The sequence below is a fragment of the Terrisporobacter mayombei genome, assembly GCF_020748465.1.
In the GTDB taxonomy this organism is placed as follows: domain Bacteria; phylum Bacillota; class Clostridia; order Peptostreptococcales; family Peptostreptococcaceae; genus Terrisporobacter; species Terrisporobacter mayombei.
The window spans coordinates 352,643-374,972 of the sequence record NZ_JAHZMP010000003.1 but is presented as its reverse complement, the minus strand read 5'-3'; the positions used below and the strand labels follow the sequence as shown (position 1 = coordinate 374,972).

Sequence of the window (22,330 nt, the reverse complement as noted above, 5' to 3'; positions counted from 1 at the left end):
AACCTCTATTAATTAATATTTATTAAAGCTCATTTTTATACTAAATCATATTTTAATAATAATTCAGCTATTTGAACTGCATTAGTAGCAGCACCTTTTCTTATGTTGTCAGCAACAACCCACATATTAACACCATTATCCACACTGAAGTCTCTTCTGATTCTTCCAACATAAACTTCATCATGACCTTCTGCATCAACTGCTAGAGGATATTCGTTATTTGCTGGATTATCAACAATAACAACACCTTCAGTATTTTTTAGAGCAGTAAATACATCTTCTAACTCAAATGGTTTATTAAATTCTAAGTTTATAGATTCACTATGAGCACCTCTTACTGGAACTCTTACAGTAGTAGCAGTAACTTTAATGTTATAGTCTTCTAAGATTTTCATAGTTTCATTTACCATTTTCATTTCTTCTTTTGTATATCCGTTTTCTTCGAAAACATCTATATGAGGAAGACAGTTAAATGCTATTGGATGAGGATAGAAAGTGTTTGGCTTTCCTTGGATTCCATCTTCCAAGTCTTGAACTCCCTTAACTCCAGAACCTGATACAGCTTGGTAAGTTGAGTAAACAACTCTTTTTAAATTGTATTTATCATGTAATGGTTTAAGAGGAACCATAGCTTGGATAGTAGAGCAGTTTGGGTTTGCAATTATTCCCTTATGATTTTTTACAGCTTCTGGGTTAACCTCTGGAACAACTAATGGAACATTAGGATCCATTCTCCATTGGCTTGAGTTATCAACAACAATTACTCCTTTTGAAGCTGCTATTGGTGCGAATTTTTGGCTTATTCCTCCACCAGCAGAGAATAGAGCTATTTGTATATCTCTATCAAAAGAATTTTCATTTAGCTCTTCTACAACTACATCTTTGCCAGCAAATTTAACAGTTGTACCTGCAGATTTCGCAGAAGAGAACATATAGATATTATCTATTGGAAAATTTCTTTCTTCTAAAACTTTTATAAAAGTTCTTCCCACCATACCAGTGGCACCAACTAAAGCAACATTAATTTTTTTCATTTTTAATCACCCCGTAATATATTTTAGATTTAACATTAATAACATAGAGAAAATTTAAGGGAGAGCTTTATATTTATATATATAAAAAAACGTACAAAGGTATACTTTGTACGTTTAAAACGACATGTCAAAGTAAACCTTGTAGCTCATCACTTAAAAATAAGTGACAGTGCTATGCATATTATGCATAACCCCAAAAATAATCTTTGCCAAGATTACCTTTTCGGCAATAATCCCTTTCTTTGAATATCATCATCTGCCGACTACTTTCAAATACTTTTAATCATTGCTCCTCTACCCTAGGTTAAGATAGTTTTTTAAATTATTAATAATAGTAATACAAAAAAATGAAAAAATCAATAAAAATGTAAAAAATTACCTAAAACAACATCTAGATTTTTTGTCGGATTTTAGGTAAAATATTTTATATGTTATTTAATATTTATAAAAATATTTATAAAAATATTTTTTGAAAATAAATAATTCTTAAATTATTATTATTGGGAAAATATAATGTTAATTAGGAATATGTTTTCTTATTACAATTATAAAGAATATATAAATCCCCGAGGAGGAATAAAATGGAATCACTAAAAGAACTTTACAAAGTAGGTAATGGACCTTCCAGCTCACATACAATGGGACCACAAAGAGCTGCTGAACAATTTAAAAACAAATACCCAGAAGCTGCTAGCTTTAAAGCTCATTTATACGGAAGCTTAGCTGCAACAGGAGAAGGGCATTTAACTGATTATATAATCAAGAAAACGCTTGAGCCAAAGGAAGTTGAAATACTTTGGAGAGAAGACATAGTTAAACCATATCATCCAAATGGAATGATGTTAGAAGCTATTGATGCAAACGGAAACGTAATGGGAGATTGGACTATCTACTCTGTTGGTGGAGGAACAATAGCTGAAGAAGGAATGAGAAATGCAGGTGGAAACGATACTTACCCTCATTCAACTATGGAAGAAATAATAACTTGGTGTAATCAAAACAACAAAAACTTCGTAGATTACGTAAAAACTTACGATGATGCTGATATAATGGATTACTTAGTAACTATTAAAGATGCTATGAAAAAATCAGTAGAAGACGGTTTAAGCGCTACAGAAGTTATACCAGGTAAATTAAATCTAGAAAGAAAAGCTGGATACTTCTATAAGCAATATCTTGCTAATAAGCAATTAAATACATTAGTATATGCTTATGCTTTAGCTGCTTCAGAGCAAAATGCATCAGGGTATGTTATAGTAACTGCTCCAACATGTGGTTCTGCAGGTGTTATACCAGGAATATTCTTCGCAATGAAAGACTATGCAGGATACACTGATGAGCAATTAATTGAAGCTTTAGCTGTAGCAGGTTTAGTTGGTGTTCTTGTTAAGAGAAACGGATCTGTTTCAGGTGCTGAAGTTGGATGTCAAGGTGAGGTAGGAGTTGCTTGTGCAATGGCTGCTGCTGCAATAGCTTTCTTAAAAGGTGGATCATTAAGACAAATAGAATACGCTGCGGAAATCGGTTTAGAGCATCACTTAGGAATGACTTGTGACCCAGCTTACGGATATGTTCAAATACCATGTATAGAAAGAAATGCAATGGGTGCTCAAAGAGCTTTAGATGCTGCTAACTATTCATTATTAACTGATGGAGAGCATCAAGTTACTTTCGATCAAATTGTTAAAATAATGGACGAAACTGGTAGAGATATGATGGATAAATATAGAGAAACTTCAAAAGGTGGAATAGCTAAATTATTCTTCACTTGCTAGTTTTTAAATAGAATATAATTATTTAGAAGAGAAATAAGATAAGTCTTATTTCTCTTTTTTTTATTGTGAAAATAAAACAGAATCATATATGTACTTAGAGGTATTTAATAGTAAAAGATAAAATCAAACATACTAAGATAATAAGAAAAAATTTATTGACATGATTATTGAATTATGAGTTGACCAAGTGGTCTATAAATGATAGAATTTAAAATAATAGACCACTTGGTCAATTAAAGGAGGGGAAATATGAATGAACGAGAAAAAAAATCTATAAATAGTAAAGAAAAAATTATAAAAGTTGCCCTTGAAGAATTCGCTTTAAATGGATATAAGGCTGCATCAACTAATGCTATTTGTAAAAATGCAAAAGTTTCAAAAGGACTGCTATATCATTACTATGAATCAAAAGAAGTTCTTTATCTGAATGTATTACAACATGTAATTGATCAATTTAAAGGAAACATAACTATAGATATTGATGAAAATGATAAAAAAGGAACTGAGCACATAAGTGAGTACTTTAATAAAAAGTTTAAATTCTTTAGAGAAAATCCACTATATTCAAAAATAATTACAAATACAATATTAGAGAACATGGAAAGTACAAAATCAATAATGAAAGAATTTGAAGATTATAACAAGATGCTTATTTATAAAGTTATAAAAAATGTGGATATTAACCAAAAATTTGATAGAGAAAAAGCTTTTGAATTAATAATTATGATAGGTGAAAGATTAGAAGAAAAGCATATGAAAAATATTGATGCAGATAAGGAGATTGCAATTGAAGCGTTCAGAAAAGACCATAAAATAATGATTGAAATGGTATTTGAGGGAATAGATAAATAAAGGAGGCATAAGTATTATGTTTAAAGGGGTTATATTGCTAATTATATTTTTTGTAATAGCATTTTTAGTGGGGAAGTTAGTTTCAAAAATACAGCTACCAGCCATACTTGGGTGGCTAATAACAGGGATGATAATAGGTCCACATGCACTTAACTGGATGAGCCAAAGTATGATGGATGCCGGGTGGTTTCATATAATATGTAATATAGGTGAAATACTGGTAGGTATGTTAATAGGTAATGAATTAATATTAAAAGAACTAAAAAAGTCAGGAAAGCAAATCGTTACAATATGTATGTTTGAGGGAATGATGGCATTTATAATAGTTACAATAGCGTTCTTTATGTTTGCAGATATTCCGCTTTCAATAGCTTTTGTATTTGGGGCAATAGCATTAGCGACAGCACCTGCTCCTTCTTTATCAATAGTTAAGGAATATAATGCAAATGGACCTGTTGCAAAAACGTTAATACCCCTTGCAGCTCTTGATGATATATTAGCTGTGCTTGTATTTTTTGTTGTTATTGGATTGGTTTCAGGTACAATGACAGGAGAAGAAATAAAGATATTACCTATAATTATGATGATTATAGTACCATTAGCAATAGGTGCAGTTGTAGGTATTATAGGAGCTAAGATATTAAATAAAGAGTGCTCTAAAATAATGACTATTTTAAAAACATCATTATTAATAGCAATTACGATTATTGCAGGTAAACATATAAATGATAATATTATACAAGTTAATTTATTGTTATCAGGAATATCACTTGCTGCCGTTATATCTAATATGATAGAAGAAGAAAGATCACATCAAATATTTGAATCAATAAACCCTATAATAGGTGTAGCATTAATAATAATGATTATTAATTTAGGAGCTCCTCTTGACTATAATCTAATATTAGGTGCAGGACTGTTAACAGCAATATATATTATAGCTAGAGCAGTAGGAAAAATGTTAGGAGCATATATTGGAGGTAAGTTATCAAAAGCAGATAACAATGTATGTAAATATCTAGGATTAACACTTTTACCTCATTCAGGTGTATCACTTTTATTTACAGGAATTGCAGTAAGTACCCTGATGCCTTTTGTTCCACAATATGCAACTATGATACAAGGAACTATTGCAGCTGCAGCTGTTATCAATGAAATTATAGCTGTATTTTTAGCTAAACAAGGATTTAAAATGGCTGGAGAAATAGAATCTAGTGAACAGCGAAATAAAGTAAATTCGCCAGTAATAAAAGATGTGGCTGAAGTTGCTTTAGAAAAAGATAAAGCAGAATAAAATATTAAAATCACTCTTATTTTCGGTAAGAGTGATTTCTATTTTGCTATAAATGATATTAGAGTGTTGTTTAAGTAGATGAGCCTCCCTATCATAGTTATAATTTACTGATAAGGGGGAGTTTTTTTCAATTATTAAAAAAATCTATATTTGCCTTTTGAGTATAAATATTATCAATTAGACACCAATAGTGATTATCATTTATAATAAGAAAGCAATGTTAAAACATACAGAAAAAAGTTGAATTATAGGGAAATATGACAGGAGGAGAACATGAAAAGAAAAGTAATTAGTTTATTTTTAGCTACAGCCCTATTGTGTACAGCACTTACAGGGTGTAGTTCAAAAGGATCAAAAACTAGTGGTGGAGAAGCAAAGGATACTATAGTATATTCTATGAATACAGCGCCACAGGGGATATTTAATCCACTTGTTTCAGATATAGCAATGGATCACTATGTTGAATCTGTTGTTTATGCATCTTTAATGACAGTTAATGACAAGGGTGAGTTAGAAAAGTATTTAGCAGATAAATACGAGGTTTCTGATGATCAGAAAACGATTACATATAAAATAAAAGATAATGTTAAATGGCATGACGGCAAAGATGTAACAGCTGAAGATGTGGCATTTACTTTTACAAGTATGGCATCAGGTGATTATACAGGTGGCTATTATGGAGATGTTCAAAATATAAAAGGCGCTAAAGATTATCATGATGGAAAAGCTGATAAAATTGAAGGATTAAAGGTTGTTGATAAAAGCACAATAAAAATAGAGTTTGATAAAGTATATGCACCAGGAGTAACAAACTTAGGTACAGTACAAATATTACCAAAGCATATATGGTCAGAAGTTCCTGTAGGTGAATGGACAAAGAAAACTGATCTTTTAAATAAGCCAATTGGATGTGGACCATATAAATTAACTGAATATAAAAGTGGTTCTTATGTAAAATTTGAAGCTGCATCAGATTTCTTTGGTGGAGAGGTTAAAACACAAAACTTAGTATTTAAAGTTATAAATGCTGATACAACTCAAGCAGAATTTAAAAATGGATCAATTGATATAGCAAACGTTGAAGCGTTGGCAAAAGCTGATGTAGATTCATTAGTTAAAGAAGGATATAAAGAAGCAGCATTCGATAATTATCAATTTACTTACATGGGATTCAACTTAAGAGAGAAAAAATTACAAGATGTAAATTTACGTAAAGCATTTATGTATGCAATTAATTGCCAAGGATTAGTAGATAATGTTGTAGAAGGTCGTGGACAAGTTGTTAATGCACCGCTATTACCTTCAAGCTGGGCTTACCCAGATGAATCATCATTAGAGCCATATAAGTATGATGTAGAAAAAGCAAAATCTTTATTAAAAGAAGCTGGGTGGGAAGATAAAGATGGTGATGGAATAGTTGAAAATAAAGATGGAGAAAAACTAGAATTAAATCTTGTTTGTCAAACTGGACATCCAGTTAGAGAAAAAACAGCAGTAGTAATACAAGAAAACTTAAAAGAAATAGGAGTTAAAATAAATATAGACTCTATGGAGTTCTCAGCTGTTATGGACAAAGTAGTTGCTAATCATGATTTTGATTTATACATGATGGGTAATACATTATCTTTAGATCCAGATCCAAGACCAATGTGGCATTCAGATGCTATATCAAATAAAAAAGGCATGGTTGGATATAATATAGTTGCTTATGATAACAAAAAAACAGATAAGCTAATAGAAAAAGGTAATGCTACGCTAGATCAAGGAAAACGTAAAGAAGCTTATGCAAAGTTTGCTAAAATATTAAACGAAGATGTACCAGAAGCATATTTATTCTGTCAAGATATAGAACGTGTATATAACAATAAATTAGAAGGATATAAACCATCTACATTTAATGAATTCTACAATGTTCATAATTGGGTAATCAAATAAATAAAATCAGAAAGGGTTGTTTCTTGTAAACAGCCCTTTTTTTATGAAGGAGAGCAAGAAAATATATGGGAAAATTCTTAGTAAAAAGATTAGGTGTTGCATTAATTGTATTGTTTGGCGTGTCCGTTACAGTATTTACACTTATTCATATGCAACCAGGTAATCCATATTTAAATATGATTGACCCTAATGTTGCACCTGAAGTGGTAGAGCAAAAATTAAGGGCTCTAGGATATTATGATCCAATTCCAGTGCAATATTTAAAATGGATAGGAAGAGCAATAGTTGGTGATTTTGGGTATTCAACACAGTACAATGCACCAGCATTTTCAATAATAATAGAAGCTTTGAAAAATACATTATTAATATCAATAGTTTCGTTTATATTAAGCTCAATACTTGCAATAGTAATTGGCGTTATTACAGCGTCAAAATCTAAAACATGGATAGATTATATAGTTACTTTCCTTTCATTTGTAGGAATATCTATACCAACATTTTTCTTTGGATTACTGATAGTAAAGTGGTTGGGATATGATTTGGCAATCTTACCATCATCAGGAATGGAAACTTTAACAGCATCATATACAGGTTTAGAGCATGTACTTGATGTCATTAAGCACATGATTATGCCTGTTATAGTATTGTCACTTACTCAAACTGCAACATTGTTAAGATATACAAGATCTTCAATGCTTGATTCATTAAATCAAGATTATATGAGAACAGCACAAGCTAAAGGACTGACTAGAAATAAAGCTGTATGGACACATGGACTTAGAAACTCTATGATTTCTATAATAACGGTTCTATGCATGCAGCTACCAGCGCTAGTTTCAGGTGCTCTAATTACAGAAACTGTATTTGTATGGCCAGGTATAGGAACATTAAATTACAATGCAATTATGAATAGAGACTATATGTTGATAATGGGGATAACAATGCTTATAGCAGTTGTAATCGTAGTGGCCAATATAATAGCAGATATTTTATATGTAAGAGCAGACCCAAGAATTAGATTGAGTCAATAGGAGGGATCTAATGGTTGTAAATACTTTGAAAAAAGAAGAAAATGTAGAACAAGAAAAATATGTATCATTAACAGAAATATCCTTTCGTAAGTTTAAGAAAAACAAATTGGCAGTAGTAGGTGTAGTTATAATTTTAGCACTAGTTTTACTTTCAATATGTGCACCATTGCTTACGGATTATACAATCAGTCAAACTGATTTATTTAATATAAAAATGGCACCAAGTAGTGAACATATATTAGGAACAGATGATTTAGGAAGAGATGTGTTTACGAGATTACTTTATGGAGGAAGAGTTTCCATAATAGTAGGTATTGCATCAATGACAGTACAATTAGTTATAGGTGTAATAATGGGAGCAATAGCAGGTTATTTTGGTGGAATAGCTGAAAAAATAATTATGAGAATAATAGATGTAATAATGTGTTTCCCATTCTTTGTTATAGCAGTATCTGTTGCTGCAGTAGTAGGACCAGGAGTTAAAAATCTTATTATAATAATTGGTTTTTTGATGTGGCCTAATATAGCAAGGATAGTAAGAGCAGAGATTTTAGCTTTAAAAGAAAATGATTATATCATGGCAGCTAAAGCTATGGGATTATCATCATTTGAAATTATAAAAAGTCATATACTTCCAAATATCATGTCACCTATATTAGTTGCAGCAACTTTAGCCATAGCAAATGGTATTTTAACAGAGGCTTCTTTAAGTTTCTTAGGAATAGGAGTTAAATTACCACAACCAAGCTGGGGAAATATGTTGATCGCAGCTCAGAATATCGGAACATTGCAAAGAGAATGGTGGCTTTGGATACCAGCAGGTAGTTTAATAATTTTAATGGTATTATCAATCAACTTTGTTGGAGATGGGCTTCGTGATGCTCTAGATCCAAAAACTCGTCTGTAGGAGGAAATAAAAATGAGTATATTAGAAGTAAAAGACCTTAAGGTTTCCTTTCCTACAGTAATGGGAAAGGTTGAAACAGTAAAAGGTGTAGATTTAAGTGTAAATCCTGGTGAAGTATTAGGTATAGTAGGGGAATCAGGAAGCGGAAAAAGTGTTACCTCTTTAGCTATTATGGGACTTATAAATATTGGAAGTGGAAAAATTGAATCGGGGGAAATTTTATTTGAAGGAAAAAATCTTATAGATTTAGCTGAGAAGGAAATGTGCAAGGTAAGAGGAGATAAAATTTCAATGATATTCCAAGAACCTATGACATCTCTAAATCCAGTAGTGACAATATATAAACAATTGAGAGAAGTATATAAAATTCATAGACCTGATAAAAAAAATAATTGTAAAGATGAACTTATAGAGTTATTAGATAAATTAAATATACCAGATCCGAAATCTGTTTTAAATAAGTATCCATTTGAACTAAGCGGTGGTTTAAAGCAAAGGATAATGATTGCTATGGCTATGATTTGTAAACCTTCACTTATAATAGCAGATGAGCCAACTACGGCTTTAGATGTAACCACACAAGCTGAAATAATAGAACTTTTAAAACAGATTAAGGGAGAAGGAAATAGTGGAATAATGTTAATTACCCACGATTTAGGTATAATAGCAGAAATGGCGCAAAGGGTAGTTGTAATGTACTATGGTAAAGTAGTAGAAGAGTGTAGTGTTAATGAATTTTTCAATAATGCAAAACATCCATATTCAAAAGACTTATTGGGTGCAATGCCTGAAAACTTTAATGAACGATTCCAATCCATAGAAGGAAATGTTCCTAGTTTATATGAGGATGTAAAGGGATGTGCTTATTATAAAAGATGTAAAAAAAGAAAAGCGGAATGTGAAAATTCAAAGCCACCGATGATAACTTTAAAAGATAACCATATGGTTCGTTGTTTTAAATGTGAGAAGGGAGACGAAAAATAATGATAAGAAAAGAGGACAAAATCATATTTGAAGTTTCAAATCTCAAAAAATATTATCAAGTTAGGAAAAAATCTTTTATAAGAGGAAAAGAATATGTTAAATCTGTTGATGGAGTTAGTTTTTCAATAAAAGAAAACACCATATTAGGGCTAGTAGGTGAGTCTGGATGTGGAAAATCAACAATAGGAAAGACTGTTTTAGGTTTAACACCACCAACAGGTGGAAAAGTTAAATTTGGAGATAATGTTATCTTTGATGTGGAAAATAATATAAAAATATCAAATAGTGAGATGACTAAGCTGAGAAGCGAGATGCAAATAATTTTCCAAGATCCTTATGCAAGTTTAGATCCAAGAAAAAGTGTGGGACAAATTGTATCAGAAGGAATTAAAAAGCACAAAATAGTTCCAAAAGGTAATATTGAGGAAAAAACAAAAGAAATGTTAGAGTTATGTGGATTAGATGCAACAAGTATGTTTAGATATCCACATGAATTTAGTGGAGGTCAAAGACAAAGAATAGGTATTGCAAGAGCCTTGGCTATGAATCCTAAATTTATAGTATGCGATGAACCAACAGCAGCTTTAGATGTATCTATACAATCTCAAATTCTAAATTTAATGCTGGACTTAAAAGATAAGTTTGGATTAACATACTTATTTATATCTCATAACTTTAGCGTGGTAAAATCATTTTGCGATGAAATAGCAGTAATGTACTTAGGGCAGATAGTGGAAAAAGGAAGTGCTTATGAAGTGTATGATAACCCAAAACACCCATATACAAAAGCATTGATTTCATCAGTACCAATTCAACATCCAGATGAGGTTAAAGAAAGAATTACCTTAGAAGGAAGTATGCCTAGTGCTGTTGATTTACCAAGTGGATGTAGATTTCATACTAGGTGTCCATATAAAACAGAACGTTGTATAAATGAAAGCCCAACATGGAAAATTTTAGACAATAAAACTGGAGTAGCATGTCATATATATTAACTTAAAATAATTATAAAACTAAAAAGCCTGATACATTATCTCCTAGTGTATCAGGTTTTTAATTTTATAGAGATGAAAATAGTATAGTAATAATTAATGTATATGATTTATAATTTATATCAAGAGTATACAAATAAAATAAATAATTAAAATATAGATAAATAGAAGGATAAATTATAAATTCGGTAAATTTATATAAATAAAATATGTAATAAATTAGGGAGGACTCTTATGGATAAAAATGATAAATGCAAACTTAATGATATTTCAAATTATTTAGTAGAAAAGCTAAAAGCAAAAGAAATAACAACTGAGGAATTTTTAAGTATGAATAGTAATATATCCGCTGAGGAACTCAATAATAAGTCAAAAATTTATATGATAAATGATTGCAATTTAATAAAATCACTACTAAGTGAAAATGAAAAATCAGAATTAGAAATAACTTTGGACCACTTAAATAAGGACATAGATGATATAGACAAATCATCTTATGAATATCAGATAAGCACAGGAAATTTGGTAGTAATAATTTTAGAAAGCGAAGATGGAGAATATTTATCAGGTTTTATCATGGATGGTAATGGAGAATTACTATTTAACTCTTTATTAGAATTGATAGGAAATGATTTTGAAAAAAGTAATAATACTTTAGAAGACATGATTGAAGAATTAAGACGATTCAAACCATATGGTACAATCTAATTTACAAACAAGGGGGATTTTTTATGGGAACAATATATTTGGAAGATAGAGTAAAAAAACATAGGCATAACTTACACAACTTAGCAGAACTTTCTCATATGGAATTTAATACAGCAAAATATATTAGAGACTATTTAGAAAAACTAGGTGTGGAATATGAAATATATTTGGAAACAGCAACAGTGGGGATTATAAAAGGAAAAAATCCTAAAAAGACAATTGCTTTTAGGTCGGATATAGATGCATTACCTAGTCCCAAAGGGGCTGAACATTTATGTGGTCACGATGGACACATGAGTATACTCCTTGGATTGATAGAATATCTAGTAGATAACAAAGAAAAATTAAATGATAATATAGTATTTGTATTCCAACCAGCAGAAGAAGATACTGGTGGGGCTAAAAGACTTATGGATGCTGGGGTATTCAAGAAATATAAAGTGGATGAAGTTTATGGACTTCATATACATCCTGATTTTCCAGAAGGATATATAGCTTGTAGACCAGGTTATTTAATGGCTCAAAATGGAGAAATAAATATAGATATAATTGGTAAGGGTGGCCATGGTGCCATACCACAAAATACAAAAGATGCAGTTTTAATAGCATCAGAATTTATTACAAGTTTACAAAGTATAATATCTAGAAATATTAATCCTATAGAAGGGGCTGTAATAACTATAGGTAAAATAACTGGAGGAAGTGTTAGAAATATTATCGCTGAAGAAGTGAGATTAGAAGGCACTATTAGATGCTTTAACCCTTCTGTTTATGATACTATGGTAAATAGAATAAGAGAGCTTATTAAGGGATTTGAAATATCTTATGGTTGCAAAATAAATGCTGAAATTGTACATGGATATTTAGCAGTTAATAATGATAAAAAGCTGTATGATGAATTTGTGAATGCTATTGGAAAAGATATGATAATAGAAACAGATCCACTTATGATTTCGGAAGACTTTTCATATTATCAAAGGGAAGTACCAGGTTTATTCTTTATGTTAGGTGCTAGAAATGAAGAAAAAGGCTTTGTAAATGAACTTCATAATTTTAATTTTAATTTTAATGAAGATATATTAATGAATGGTTTAAATATATATAAGTTGCTGTTAGAGTATAAAAATTCGCTATGCTCATAGCGCCAACGAATTACCTTCCCTATCGCTTTAGGAAACTCCGTTGCTTAAAATTCAATTAGTTCATAGGGTTAACGGGCTGATTTTCTTTAGTTAATAATATATACCCCTTAGTTTTTTGTATAAATTTTTGTCTAGATGACGAAACTACAAAAAAAGAAGGGGTGTTTTTATGGATAAAAATAAATTAACTGAAGAATTCATTTATAAATGTGAAAAACAAAGAAAGAAAAATGAAAAAAAGGTAAAACCATTGACACAAGATGATATAATGAAATATGAGATAGCAGGAGAATTAGGGCTGCTTGATAAAGTTGATGAAAAAGGATGGGCAGGTCTTACTGCTAAGGAAGCAGGAAGAATCGGTGGAATCCTCACATCACGCAAAAAACAATTAAAAAAAAAAGCTGAAGAAGAGGATAAAAAGGATGAATCAATATAGTGATTTTGCCTTTGTCTATGATGAACTTATGAATGAAGTTGATTATGACAATTGGGTTAAATACATTGAAGATATAATAAAAAGTGAAAATGTTGAAGTACAAAATATATTAGAATTAGCTTGTGGTACAGGAAATTTAACTATACCACTTACTAAGAAAAATTATGATATCGCAGGAATAGATATTTCAGAAGAAATGCTACAAGTTGCCAGAGAAAAAGGAGAAAAAGAAAATGTTGAGTTAGTATTACTAGAACAAGACATCGTAGAACTTGATTTTGATGTGACTAACTTAGACTGTATCCTTTGTGGGTGCGATGGATTTAACTACATAACTTATGACGAAGATTTAGAAGGCGTATTTTCTAAATGTCATGAGTTACTAAAAGAAAATGGAATTTTTATATTTGATATAAGTTCTTATTACAAATTATCAAAAGTTCTAGGAAACAACATGTATGGTGAAAACAGAGAAGAGATAGCTTATATGTGGCAAAACTACTTCGACGATTACGAAAATTTAGTAGAAATGGATCTTGCATTCTTTGTTAAGGGAGAAGATGGTAGATTTGATAAATTTGAAGAAAACCACTTACAAAGAGCTTATAAAAATGAAGAAATAATCGAATTACTAAAAAATGCAGGATTTGAGTATATAAAAACTTATGGAGATTTTAAATTAGAAGCTCCAAAAGAAGACAGCGAAAGAGTATTTTTTGTTTGTAAAAAATAATCATAAATGGAGGGAAAACAATGAAGGATTACGTTATAAAAGCAACTAGCACAAATGGACAAGTAAGAGCTTATGTTGGCGTAACTAAAAACTTAGTTCAAACTGCTAGAGATAATCATAATACAATAAAAGTTGCAACTGCAGCACTTGGAAGAACATTAACAGCTACAGCAATGATGGGCTTAATGATGAAAAATGATAAAGATGAGTTAAGTGTAATCATAAAAGGTGGAGGACCTATAGGGACTATACTTACAACTGCTGACTCAAAAGGAAACGTTAAAGGTTATGTACAATATCCAGACTTAAACGGTGTGGAAGTACAGGACTATCCAAATGGAAAATTAAACGTTGCTGGAGCAGTAGGAAATGACGGATATGTTAAAGTAATAAAAGATTTAGGACTTAGAGAGCCTTATGTTGGTTCTTATCCATTAGTAAGTGGAGAAATTGCAGAAGACTTCACTCATTACTTTGCATTATCTGAGCAAACTCCATCAGTAGTTTCTTTAGGAGTTCTTACAACAGCAACAGAGGTTGAGCAAGCTGGAGGATTAATAGTTCAATTAATGCCAGATGCAACAGAAGAAACTATAGCTACTTTAGAACAAAATGTGGCTAAGTTAAAATCAGTTACTACAATGTTAAGTGAAGGAATGACTCCAGATGACATATTAAATCTAGTGTTAGAAGGATTAGATCCAAAGATATTAGATATATGTGAAGTTAAATTTGACTGTAACTGTTCAAAAGATAGAATAAAGAGGGTTTTAATATCATTAGGTAGAGAAACTTTAACTGAAATAATAGAAGAAGATAAGCAAGCTGAAATAAGCTGCCACTTCTGTAATAGTGCTTATCACTATACTGAAGAAGAATTAAGAGAAATATTAAATGAGATGTAGTTAATATAGAAAGAGAGCTGTCGTGAGACAGCTCTCTTTTGATGTGTAAAATAAGTTGAAGAAATATAACTATAAATATAATTTGTATTGAATACATTGAAAAGAGTTTGCGCTAAAGATATATTAATATGTATGCTAATGAATGGTATAAAGGCTAGGATAAGGAGATCTAAAATGTTTTGTAATTATGAAATGAAAAGATTATTAAGTAATATTAACGGTACAAATAATGATAAAAATGTGAAATTAATTGAAAAAAGATAAGTGTAAAAGGAGAATATTTTTATTGTATAAAAGAAGGATTTTTTTTATCTTGTGATAATGTTAATTTTATTAAAGATGAATTATCTAATTTTGAATGGGAAGGTAATGAGATATATTTATCTTCAGATGATTCTTTAGATAAAGTATTAAAAGAAGCCTTAATAATGATTGAGCAACTAAAAACACAAATGATGAGTGAGTTTAGAAAAACATATTTTGATATTGTTTTATCAGTTGACCTTGGAGATGAAGATGTAAGTCCATCAGCAACAATTAGATTTTACTCAATTAGAGATGAATATCATATTATAGAATATGATGAATTAGAAGAATACAATCAACCTATGTTAATTTGCAATATAGTTAATAAATAAATTCTTTATAAAAATTATGTGGAAAAGAGTAATATCAAATTTAAATGTCATTAAAACCAATGGACTTGATAGAAAACTTAATGTTTTTTATTAAGTCCATTCTACTTATGATAAACTTGATAGACTAGTCGGCTATATTGAATTAGACGTTGATGATATATAAGGAAACTTACCAATAGACGCTGAAATAGAGAGACAAAAAATTACTTATGAGTATGATATAGATGGCAACATAACAAATGTAACATATGCTTAGTGGTGTAAAAGGATTAAAATTCATTTATAATAATGATAAGTGGTTACAAAAAAAGAGGCAAAAGATCAAGCTAGTTATAAGCTTCTTAGAGAATATAATTACTTAAACGATGGAAAAGTTGCAAGTATAAAAGATTACAGAGATTTTGCAAAAAGAAGTAAACGATATAAGTGGAAGGACTAATAACAACGATTTTAAGAATGTGCTATCAGTAGAATTTAATTTGAAAGGGTAAATATGGAATGAATAAATCGGAAAAGATAGATATTATAAAGCAAAACATAGATATTTTGCACGAAGTTAAGATTAAAAGAAGTAAAATAGATTCAGAAGATCTTAATGTTATACCTTTAGCTGTGGGGCAAAACCTTGTTCTACTTCAAGATTTATATGATTTTGATTTGGATGGTTATACAATTGTTAGAATTAAGGATATTACTTCTGTAGTGATAACTAAATCTCAGCAATTTTCACAGCGTATATTAAAGGAAGAGGGTATATTGGATCAAATTAGAAAGCCATTCATAAACTCTTTGGATAATTGGAGAAATGTATTAAATGAGTTGTCTATCCAGAATAAGAATATAATAGTTGAATGTGAAGATATGGAATCTTCAAAATTTTTTATTGGTAAAATTATAGCTATTGATAAGAAATATCTTTACTTATTATACTTTAACGGTGCTGGAGAATGGGATAAAGAACCCACAGAAATTCTGTTGAAAGATATTACTTCGCTTAGTTTTGATTCAAAATACATTAATGTAATTTCAAAATATTTAAGGCCTTGTATAGAAAGTGACAATAATATGAAAAAACATTTAAATGTGAAAGATGTTAAAGAAGATTAATCATAACTAAAAATGCTAAAGTTAATTAATATATATCAAAAATATGCACTAATATAATTAGGGCATATTTTTATTTATAATACATGATTATTTTTAATTATTAAGGAGGTTATTATGGAAAATACGAGGGAAAATTTTGATTGTACACAATTTATTACTTTTAATTGTTGCAAAAAAGATGAAGAAAATATATTAAAAGCATTATATAAAATATTTGAAAGTTCAGGTTTTGTTTGTTTGCCTGATTACAAAATAAGGAAGGTTAAAACCGAATATTTTTCTAATTATGCTTATGACTACTTTTTTGAACTAGATAATGATACCTTTTTAGGAGAATTTGATGATTGGAAAGAAGAGAAAGAACCGTCAGAGATAGTTAATAAATTTATAAAAGCTATTAAAGAATTTAAAGCGTGTTGTAATATAAAGGAAATGCGTATAATACTAACAGAATTTGCTGAAAAGAATATTACATCAGAAACTTATGCAAAAATTAAAGAGGAACAATTATTAGAGTTTTTATTTAAAATGTCTATATATTATTTTGATGAAGATGCATCGCAAGCTAATTTAATATTAGAGTTATTAAATTAAAAATGAAATACACTTGAACAATTTTAGTTAAATAGATAAAAATATAAAAAATAATAAAAGATGGGCACTTTAAAAATGGTGATAATAGAAGATAATAGGAGATTATAAATGGAAGATTATGAAAGAGTGATAAGTATAATTAAAAAATATTTTCCTGAAAATTTAAAGTATGAATCTTATGAATACCAAAATTCTAAACAATTTATGTTATATAAAAAGAAACGAAGACAATATAAAAGAAATAGTGTATATAATAACTATATTGAAAAAAAGGTAAAAGGTATTTTTAAGGGATATGCATTTAGAAATTATATTGATTGGGATGATTATAAATGTATAGAGTTTAAAATTAATATGCATAAAAACTGGCCTTTATTAGATGATGATTTTGAATTGATAAAGGCGTTAGGAGGTAAAAGAAGAGAGTTGTACATATCTATAAGCATATTAGCCAATTACTATTATTACTATTTTGGTGAAACATGTTATGATTTCAATAAAGAAAATATTTTTGAAGGATGGCATTTCTATGATGATTCGGAACCTAACTCAGAAGAAGAGAAAGAACTTTTAATAAAACTAGATAATATTCTAATGAAAGAAGGATATAAAAAATTAGACAAAAAATTAGCTAATTTAGTAATTGAAGATATAGAAACTGAATTTGTTGAATTAGGGAAGGTAAAAACTTTTGATTGTTTATTTACTGATTTTACAATATTTTTTTCATAGTTTAGCTAATAGAATTAATAGTTTAATGTAGCTAATGTAAGCAATGAATTATAGATTGTTAACATTATTCCAATAAGATGATAGGACAAAGGATATGAAAAATTGAATTATCAGATTAAATTTAAGTTTATAAATATTAAAGAGACTTGTTCGCCAATTATTGAGCTTGGTATGATTAGATAAGAAGTTATTTTTAATTTTTTATCCGAAGATTAAAATAAAGCTAAACAATAAAAATTCAGTAGACTGTATGAAATGAATATTTAGAATAAAGAAGTAGGGAAATTATACTTTATAAGAAAAAATTATACATAAATATAAAGGAGTAAAAAGTTGCTTAGTATAAAATTGTTTATAAGATTATTTGTATATTCAAATAATAAAAAAGAATCTAGGAATATCACTGAAGGCATAGTTAAACCTCTTAACGATTATATAAATAAAATTAAATACAAAAGCAATAAACCTTATTGGAAAATAGATGGCATGTATGTTGTAGAAATAAAAATTGAATTCAATGATAAACTTAATCAGAATAAATTTAATAAATTTTTAAAAGAAATATCTAATAATTGGTTAACATTAGGTATGCAGGATGAGGAATTAATATCATCTGATACAAATTTCATAGAATTAGAAATGATTAATATATTCTTTGATTATAAGTCAGAAATAAAATTGGACTGTGATTAATTTTAGTAAGTGACTTTGACTATTAGAAAGTAGGAAAATAATGAATATAGATGAATTTTTAAATTATGTTCAAAATATTATGCCTAATATTGAATCAAAGTATATTGAGCATGATATTTTGAACAATGAACTTCTGGCGCATGTATTCTTTGAAGATGATGTATGCTGTGAAATACGAGACATAGCAATACAACAAGATGAATTAAAGCTTAAACAAATTTTTGATTTAATTGAGTTGGCATTATCTGAAGGGGATGCTTATTTACAAGAAGTTATCATCATTACAATTCTAGCAGGGATAGGTGATGATAAAAAAGTATTGAGTAATTCAAGACAATATATGGGAAAAAATACAATAATAAAGTCAAATGAAGTTGAGAAGTATTGGGGAAGAATATAGTTTTATATTGTAGAATTGGTATAGATAAGAGAGTAAAAAAGAGTTAGGAGTAATTGGTATGAATTTATTAGAGTGGTTAGAAAATTGGTACAATAGTAATTGCGATGGAGATTGGGAGCATATGTATGGTGTAAAGATAGAAACTGTTGATAATCCAGGATGGTCAACTTACATTGACTTAATAGATACTTATTTAGAGCAAAAGGAATTTAGCACAGTTCGATACGACAAAGGTAATAAAGATTGGATTATTTGTATAAAAGAAGATGGTGTATTTAAAGGTTCAGGAGGTCCTAAGAAATTAAACGAAATTATATATATATTTAAAAGTTGGATAGAAAAATATGAGGAAAAGTAAAATGATTAATAAATATTTAGAAAACAATGTAATGGATGGCATGGGGAGATGTTCTGATATGATTTGGATTTCATTTGGTAAGGAATTATTAGTAAGGAACTACCGAAATGAGGAAGTTAAGAAATCAGAATATGCTCTTCATATCCAATGTCCTTTTAGAATATCTAGAAACAATAAGATTTTATTGAGCAACTATGATATTTATACATTAATAGAAGGTTCCATAAATGATGATTGGGATGTTATAGGAAATAACAGGTATGATAAAATTGTTAATGGAATATTATTGCCTATGTTACCGCTAAAAGTAAACAAGGTGAACTACAGTGAGATCGGAGATATTGAGATTTTATTAGAAGACAACATAGTAATAAATATATTTGTAAACTCTTCTGACCTTGTTGAAGAATGGAGATTTATAAATAATCATACTGGTAATCATTATGTATTCAGAGAAGAATAATCTATTAAACTCAATTTAATGAAAATTTAAGGTTTTGAACACGTACAATAAAAACAACTATCTAACAAGTGAATATTTTGGAATATACATAATGAGCCTATTGAATAAGGAGATATGATAGGCACAGCATGGCACAGAAATAATTATAAAAATAGTGTGCCTATATTTGTTCCTAGTTATTTAATAATTGTAAAAATATAAGAAAAATTAGCGTGTATGTGTATGCACGCGCGTATAGAGTTTTTGGGGCTTAGGCACAGTACATAGGCACAAGTTATAATTGGCAAGATAAATTCATAAAGAAGGTGTAGAAAGTTAACTGAAATCGCCTTGTGGAAATAATTTTTATTTGTAGTATAATCACTATTGTAAGAACAAGATAATTTAAATCAATGGGAAATTATAAACAGATTATATTAAGGGGGACAAATATGAAATACAATTTTGACAATAAAATAGACAGAAAAAATAATAACTCTACTAAATGGTCAGGTATGGAAGGGGGATTCATATCAAACGACTTACTGCCATTTTGGATAGCAGATATGGATTTTGAAATATGTCCTAATATAAGTAAATCTATGAAAAACGTCTTAGATCAAAATATATTTGGATATGTAAATACGGGGAAACATTACTTTGAAAGTGCATGTAATTGGACAGAGAAAAGATACGGATATAGTATGAATCCAGAAACTTTAATACACACTTCAGGAGTAGTATTATCCTTAGTTTTTGCAGTTGAATTATTAACATGTGAAGATGATAATATTATGATTAGCTCACCAGCATATCCTCCATTTTATGATTGCGTATTAGACAATAATAGAAAATTATTTTTAAATGAATTAATAATAAAAGACAATAAATATGTAATTGATTTTGAGGATTTTGAAAAGCAAATAATAGAAAATAATGTGAAGTGGTACATATTATGTAATCCTCACAACCCTACAGGAAGAGTATGGGACAGAGATGAATTGAAGAAAATAGCTGATTTATGTTTAAAACATAATGTAAGAGTAATAAGTGATGAAGTATGGAGAGATTTAGTATTTAAAGATTATAAATATACTCCTTTTGCATCTTTATCAAAAGAAGTTGAAGAAATAACAATAACATGCTTTTCTGCAAGCAAGACTTTTAATTTAGCTGGATTACAAGCATCATTTATTTCCATACCAAAAGAAAATGAGCGTGAAAAATTTAAAAAAGAATTGGCAAAATATCATATGGCAAGAAATAATTCTTTTAGTGTTGCAGCCGTAGAAACAGCTTTCAATGGAGGTGAAGAATGGCTAAGTCAATTATTAGACTATCTAAAATGTAATTTAAATTATTTAAGTGATTTTATACATGAGAATTTACCAAAGATTAAATTTATAAGACCTGAGGGAACTTATGTAGTTTGGCTAGATTTTTCAGAATACAAAATAGATGATATTAATTTATATTTACAAGAAAATGCTAAAGTTGCATTAAATAAAGGAGAAGCCTTTGATAAAAACTGCAAAGACTTTGCAAGAATTAATATAGCTTGTCCAAGGTATCAGTTAGAAGATGGTTTAAACAGAATAAAAGAAGCTTTAGGTAGATTATAAATTATGAAAAAGGATGCTTAATGCATCTTTTTTTGTGCTTAAAATTTATATAAAAATCATGACATAAAAAAAGGTAATAATTGAGCTTTATATATACAAAAATACAATAAGACAGGCATTTATAACTATGTTAGAATTGACCTTGGAAAAGGGTATCATAAAAATATTTAATATTACAAGGAGAAAAAGGGAATGGGTGTAACGAGTAAAAAAATTATTACAGTTTTATCAAGTTTAATGATTGGGGTAACAATGTTAGTTGGATGTAGTGGGTCTAATGATAAGTCAGAAGATTCATCAAATAAGGATTCTAAAGAAAAATTAGTAGTAGGTGTCTCTACAGAATATTATCCATGGTGTTTCAAAGAAAATGATGAGAATAAAGGTTTTGAAGTAGATGTATGGAAGGAAATAGGAAAAAGAACAGGATATGATATAGAATTCCAAACAGCTAAATTCAGTGGATTAGTTGGTATGTTAGATGCTGAAAAAATAGATACAGTTGCTCATCAAATGTCAACAACAGAAGAAAGAAGAGAAAAGTATGATTTTACTGAAACATATGCTTATAGTAAATATAAGTTTATAGTTCCAGAAAATAGTAAAATAAGTAAAATAGATGATGTAAAAGGTATGAAAGTTGGTTGTGTATTAGGTGGAAATGGGGAAAAAACTATAAAAGATCTTAATGAAAAATATAAATTAGGTTTAGATATAGTTACATATGACGGGGTACCTATGGAGCAAGATGTAGTAGATGGAAGAATAGATGTTGCTTGGTTATCAGAAGTAAAAGCAAAAACTACAATTGAACAAGGAAAACTACCTTTAAATATAGCTGATATAGATACAGGTGTTTATGAAATAAATCAATATCCATTTAGAAAAGAAGAAGCAAGTAAAGATAAAATATCAAAAGTTAATGAAGCTATAAAAGCTATGCATGAAGATGGAACATTTACTGAGCTATCAAATAAATGGTTTGGAATAGATACAACTAAAGAATAAAAGGT

At 29.1% G+C, this 22,330-nt stretch carries 25 protein-coding genes and 1 riboswitch; of the genes, 24 read left to right on the top strand and 1 reads right to left on the bottom strand.

Features of this window, described 5'->3' with window-relative positions; translation table 11 throughout:
• Positions 1 to 35: 35 nt before the first annotated feature.
• Entirely contained in the window at positions 36 to 1,034 is a 999-nt protein-coding gene (locus tag K0039_RS12495) for an aspartate-semialdehyde dehydrogenase (protein WP_228105405.1), read from the bottom strand.
• Between the two features lie 134 nt (positions 1,035 to 1,168).
• Positions 1,169 to 1,339, bottom strand: a riboswitch (Lysine riboswitch).
• A gap of 276 nt (positions 1,340 to 1,615) precedes the next feature.
• Here K0039_RS12495 and K0039_RS12490 point away from each other — a divergent pair.
• The 24 genes from K0039_RS12490 to K0039_RS12375 all read left to right on the top strand — a co-directional run bounded on the left by K0039_RS12490 (position 1,616) and on the right by K0039_RS12375 (position 22,325).
• Positions 1,616 to 2,809 carry an L-serine ammonia-lyase, iron-sulfur-dependent, subunit alpha gene (locus K0039_RS12490; protein WP_228105404.1) on the top strand — a complete coding sequence of 398 codons (1,194 nt, stop codon included), beginning with the start codon at positions 1,616 to 1,618 and terminating at the stop codon, positions 2,807 to 2,809.
• Between the two features lie 249 nt (positions 2,810 to 3,058).
• A complete protein-coding gene (locus K0039_RS12485) occupies positions 3,059 to 3,661 on the top strand; it encodes a TetR/AcrR family transcriptional regulator (protein ID WP_228105403.1) in 603 nt (200 codons plus the stop codon).
• 16 nt (positions 3,662 to 3,677) lie between these two features.
• Positions 3,678 to 4,955, top strand: coding sequence for a cation:proton antiporter (locus K0039_RS12480; RefSeq protein ID WP_228105402.1), 1,278 nt, complete (start codon positions 3,678 to 3,680; stop codon positions 4,953 to 4,955).
• Positions 4,956 to 5,228: 273 nt separating this feature from the next.
• A complete protein-coding gene (locus K0039_RS12475) occupies positions 5,229 to 6,890 on the top strand; it encodes a peptide-binding protein (protein WP_228105401.1) in 1,662 nt (553 codons plus the stop codon).
• A 65-nt stretch (positions 6,891 to 6,955) separates the two neighbouring features.
• A complete protein-coding gene (locus K0039_RS12470; protein ID WP_228105400.1) occupies positions 6,956 to 7,921 on the top strand; it encodes an ABC transporter permease in 966 nt (321 codons plus the stop codon).
• A 10-nt stretch (positions 7,922 to 7,931) separates the two neighbouring features.
• Entirely contained in the window at positions 7,932 to 8,828 is an 897-nt protein-coding gene (gene opp4C / locus K0039_RS12465) for an oligopeptide ABC transporter permease (RefSeq protein WP_228105399.1), read from the top strand.
• A 12-nt stretch (positions 8,829 to 8,840) separates the two neighbouring features.
• A complete protein-coding gene (locus K0039_RS12460) occupies positions 8,841 to 9,812 on the top strand; it encodes an ABC transporter ATP-binding protein (protein WP_228105398.1) in 972 nt (323 codons plus the stop codon).
• Positions 9,812 to 10,807: an ABC transporter ATP-binding protein gene (locus K0039_RS12455; protein WP_228105397.1), complete on the top strand. Its 996-nt coding sequence runs from the start codon at positions 9,812 to 9,814 to the stop codon at positions 10,805 to 10,807. Before K0039_RS12460 ends, K0039_RS12455 begins: the two co-directional genes overlap by 1 nt.
• A 231-nt stretch (positions 10,808 to 11,038) precedes the next feature.
• On the top strand, positions 11,039 to 11,512 hold the full coding sequence (locus K0039_RS12450) for a hypothetical protein (protein WP_228105396.1): 474 nt from the start codon (positions 11,039 to 11,041) through the stop codon (positions 11,510 to 11,512).
• A gap of 23 nt (positions 11,513 to 11,535) precedes the next feature.
• Positions 11,536 to 12,654 (top strand): amidohydrolase, encoded by a 1,119-nt coding sequence (locus tag K0039_RS12445; RefSeq protein ID WP_228105395.1) that lies wholly within the window; start codon positions 11,536 to 11,538, stop codon positions 12,652 to 12,654.
• Between the two features lie 169 nt (positions 12,655 to 12,823).
• Positions 12,824 to 13,093: an alpha/beta-type small acid-soluble spore protein gene (locus K0039_RS12440; RefSeq protein WP_018591770.1), complete on the top strand. Its 270-nt coding sequence runs from the start codon at positions 12,824 to 12,826 to the stop codon at positions 13,091 to 13,093.
• A complete protein-coding gene (locus K0039_RS12435; RefSeq protein WP_228105394.1) occupies positions 13,080 to 13,826 on the top strand; it encodes a class I SAM-dependent DNA methyltransferase in 747 nt (248 codons plus the stop codon). The genes K0039_RS12440 and K0039_RS12435 overlap by 14 nt, the downstream gene beginning before the upstream one ends.
• A gap of 20 nt (positions 13,827 to 13,846) precedes the next feature.
• Positions 13,847 to 14,731: an Hsp33 family molecular chaperone HslO gene (gene hslO, locus K0039_RS12430; protein ID WP_228105393.1), complete on the top strand. Its 885-nt coding sequence runs from the start codon at positions 13,847 to 13,849 to the stop codon at positions 14,729 to 14,731.
• Between the two features lie 260 nt (positions 14,732 to 14,991).
• The gene (locus tag K0039_RS24615) at positions 14,992 to 15,369 is read left to right on the top strand and encodes a PM0498 family protein (protein ID WP_500303640.1); all 378 of its coding nucleotides are present in this window, start codon (positions 14,992 to 14,994) and stop codon (positions 15,367 to 15,369) included.
• Between the two features lie 295 nt (positions 15,370 to 15,664).
• Positions 15,665 to 15,808 carry a hypothetical protein gene (locus tag K0039_RS12420; RefSeq protein ID WP_228105391.1) on the top strand — a complete coding sequence of 48 codons (144 nt, stop codon included), beginning with the start codon at positions 15,665 to 15,667 and terminating at the stop codon, positions 15,806 to 15,808.
• Positions 15,809 to 15,867: 59 nt separating this feature from the next.
• On the top strand, positions 15,868 to 16,476 hold the full coding sequence (locus tag K0039_RS12415) for a hypothetical protein (protein ID WP_228105390.1): 609 nt from the start codon (positions 15,868 to 15,870) through the stop codon (positions 16,474 to 16,476).
• 114 nt (positions 16,477 to 16,590) lie between these two features.
• Entirely contained in the window at positions 16,591 to 17,070 is a 480-nt protein-coding gene (locus K0039_RS12410; protein WP_228105389.1) for a hypothetical protein, read from the top strand.
• Between the two features lie 108 nt (positions 17,071 to 17,178).
• Positions 17,179 to 17,802: a hypothetical protein gene (locus K0039_RS12405; RefSeq protein WP_228105388.1), complete on the top strand. Its 624-nt coding sequence runs from the start codon at positions 17,179 to 17,181 to the stop codon at positions 17,800 to 17,802.
• 333 nt (positions 17,803 to 18,135) lie between these two features.
• Positions 18,136 to 18,495 carry a hypothetical protein gene (locus K0039_RS12400; protein WP_228105387.1) on the top strand — a complete coding sequence of 120 codons (360 nt, stop codon included), beginning with the start codon at positions 18,136 to 18,138 and terminating at the stop codon, positions 18,493 to 18,495.
• Between the two features lie 40 nt (positions 18,496 to 18,535).
• Positions 18,536 to 18,895, top strand: a complete 360-nt coding sequence (locus K0039_RS12395) for a DUF7674 family protein (RefSeq protein WP_309164841.1) — start codon at positions 18,536 to 18,538, stop codon at positions 18,893 to 18,895.
• A gap of 58 nt (positions 18,896 to 18,953) precedes the next feature.
• Complete coding sequence (locus K0039_RS12390) at positions 18,954 to 19,253, top strand: immunity 53 family protein (RefSeq protein ID WP_228105385.1); 300 nt, start codon at positions 18,954 to 18,956, stop codon at positions 19,251 to 19,253.
• Between the two features lies 1 nt (position 19,254).
• Positions 19,255 to 19,716 carry a hypothetical protein gene (locus K0039_RS12385; RefSeq protein WP_228105384.1) on the top strand — a complete coding sequence of 154 codons (462 nt, stop codon included), beginning with the start codon at positions 19,255 to 19,257 and terminating at the stop codon, positions 19,714 to 19,716.
• A gap of 431 nt (positions 19,717 to 20,147) precedes the next feature.
• The gene (locus K0039_RS12380; protein ID WP_228105383.1) at positions 20,148 to 21,317 is read left to right on the top strand and encodes a MalY/PatB family protein; all 1,170 of its coding nucleotides are present in this window, start codon (positions 20,148 to 20,150) and stop codon (positions 21,315 to 21,317) included.
• 192 nt (positions 21,318 to 21,509) lie between these two features.
• Positions 21,510 to 22,325 carry a transporter substrate-binding domain-containing protein gene (locus tag K0039_RS12375; protein ID WP_228105382.1) on the top strand — a complete coding sequence of 272 codons (816 nt, stop codon included), beginning with the start codon at positions 21,510 to 21,512 and terminating at the stop codon, positions 22,323 to 22,325.
• Positions 22,326 to 22,330: the final 5 nt, after the last annotated feature.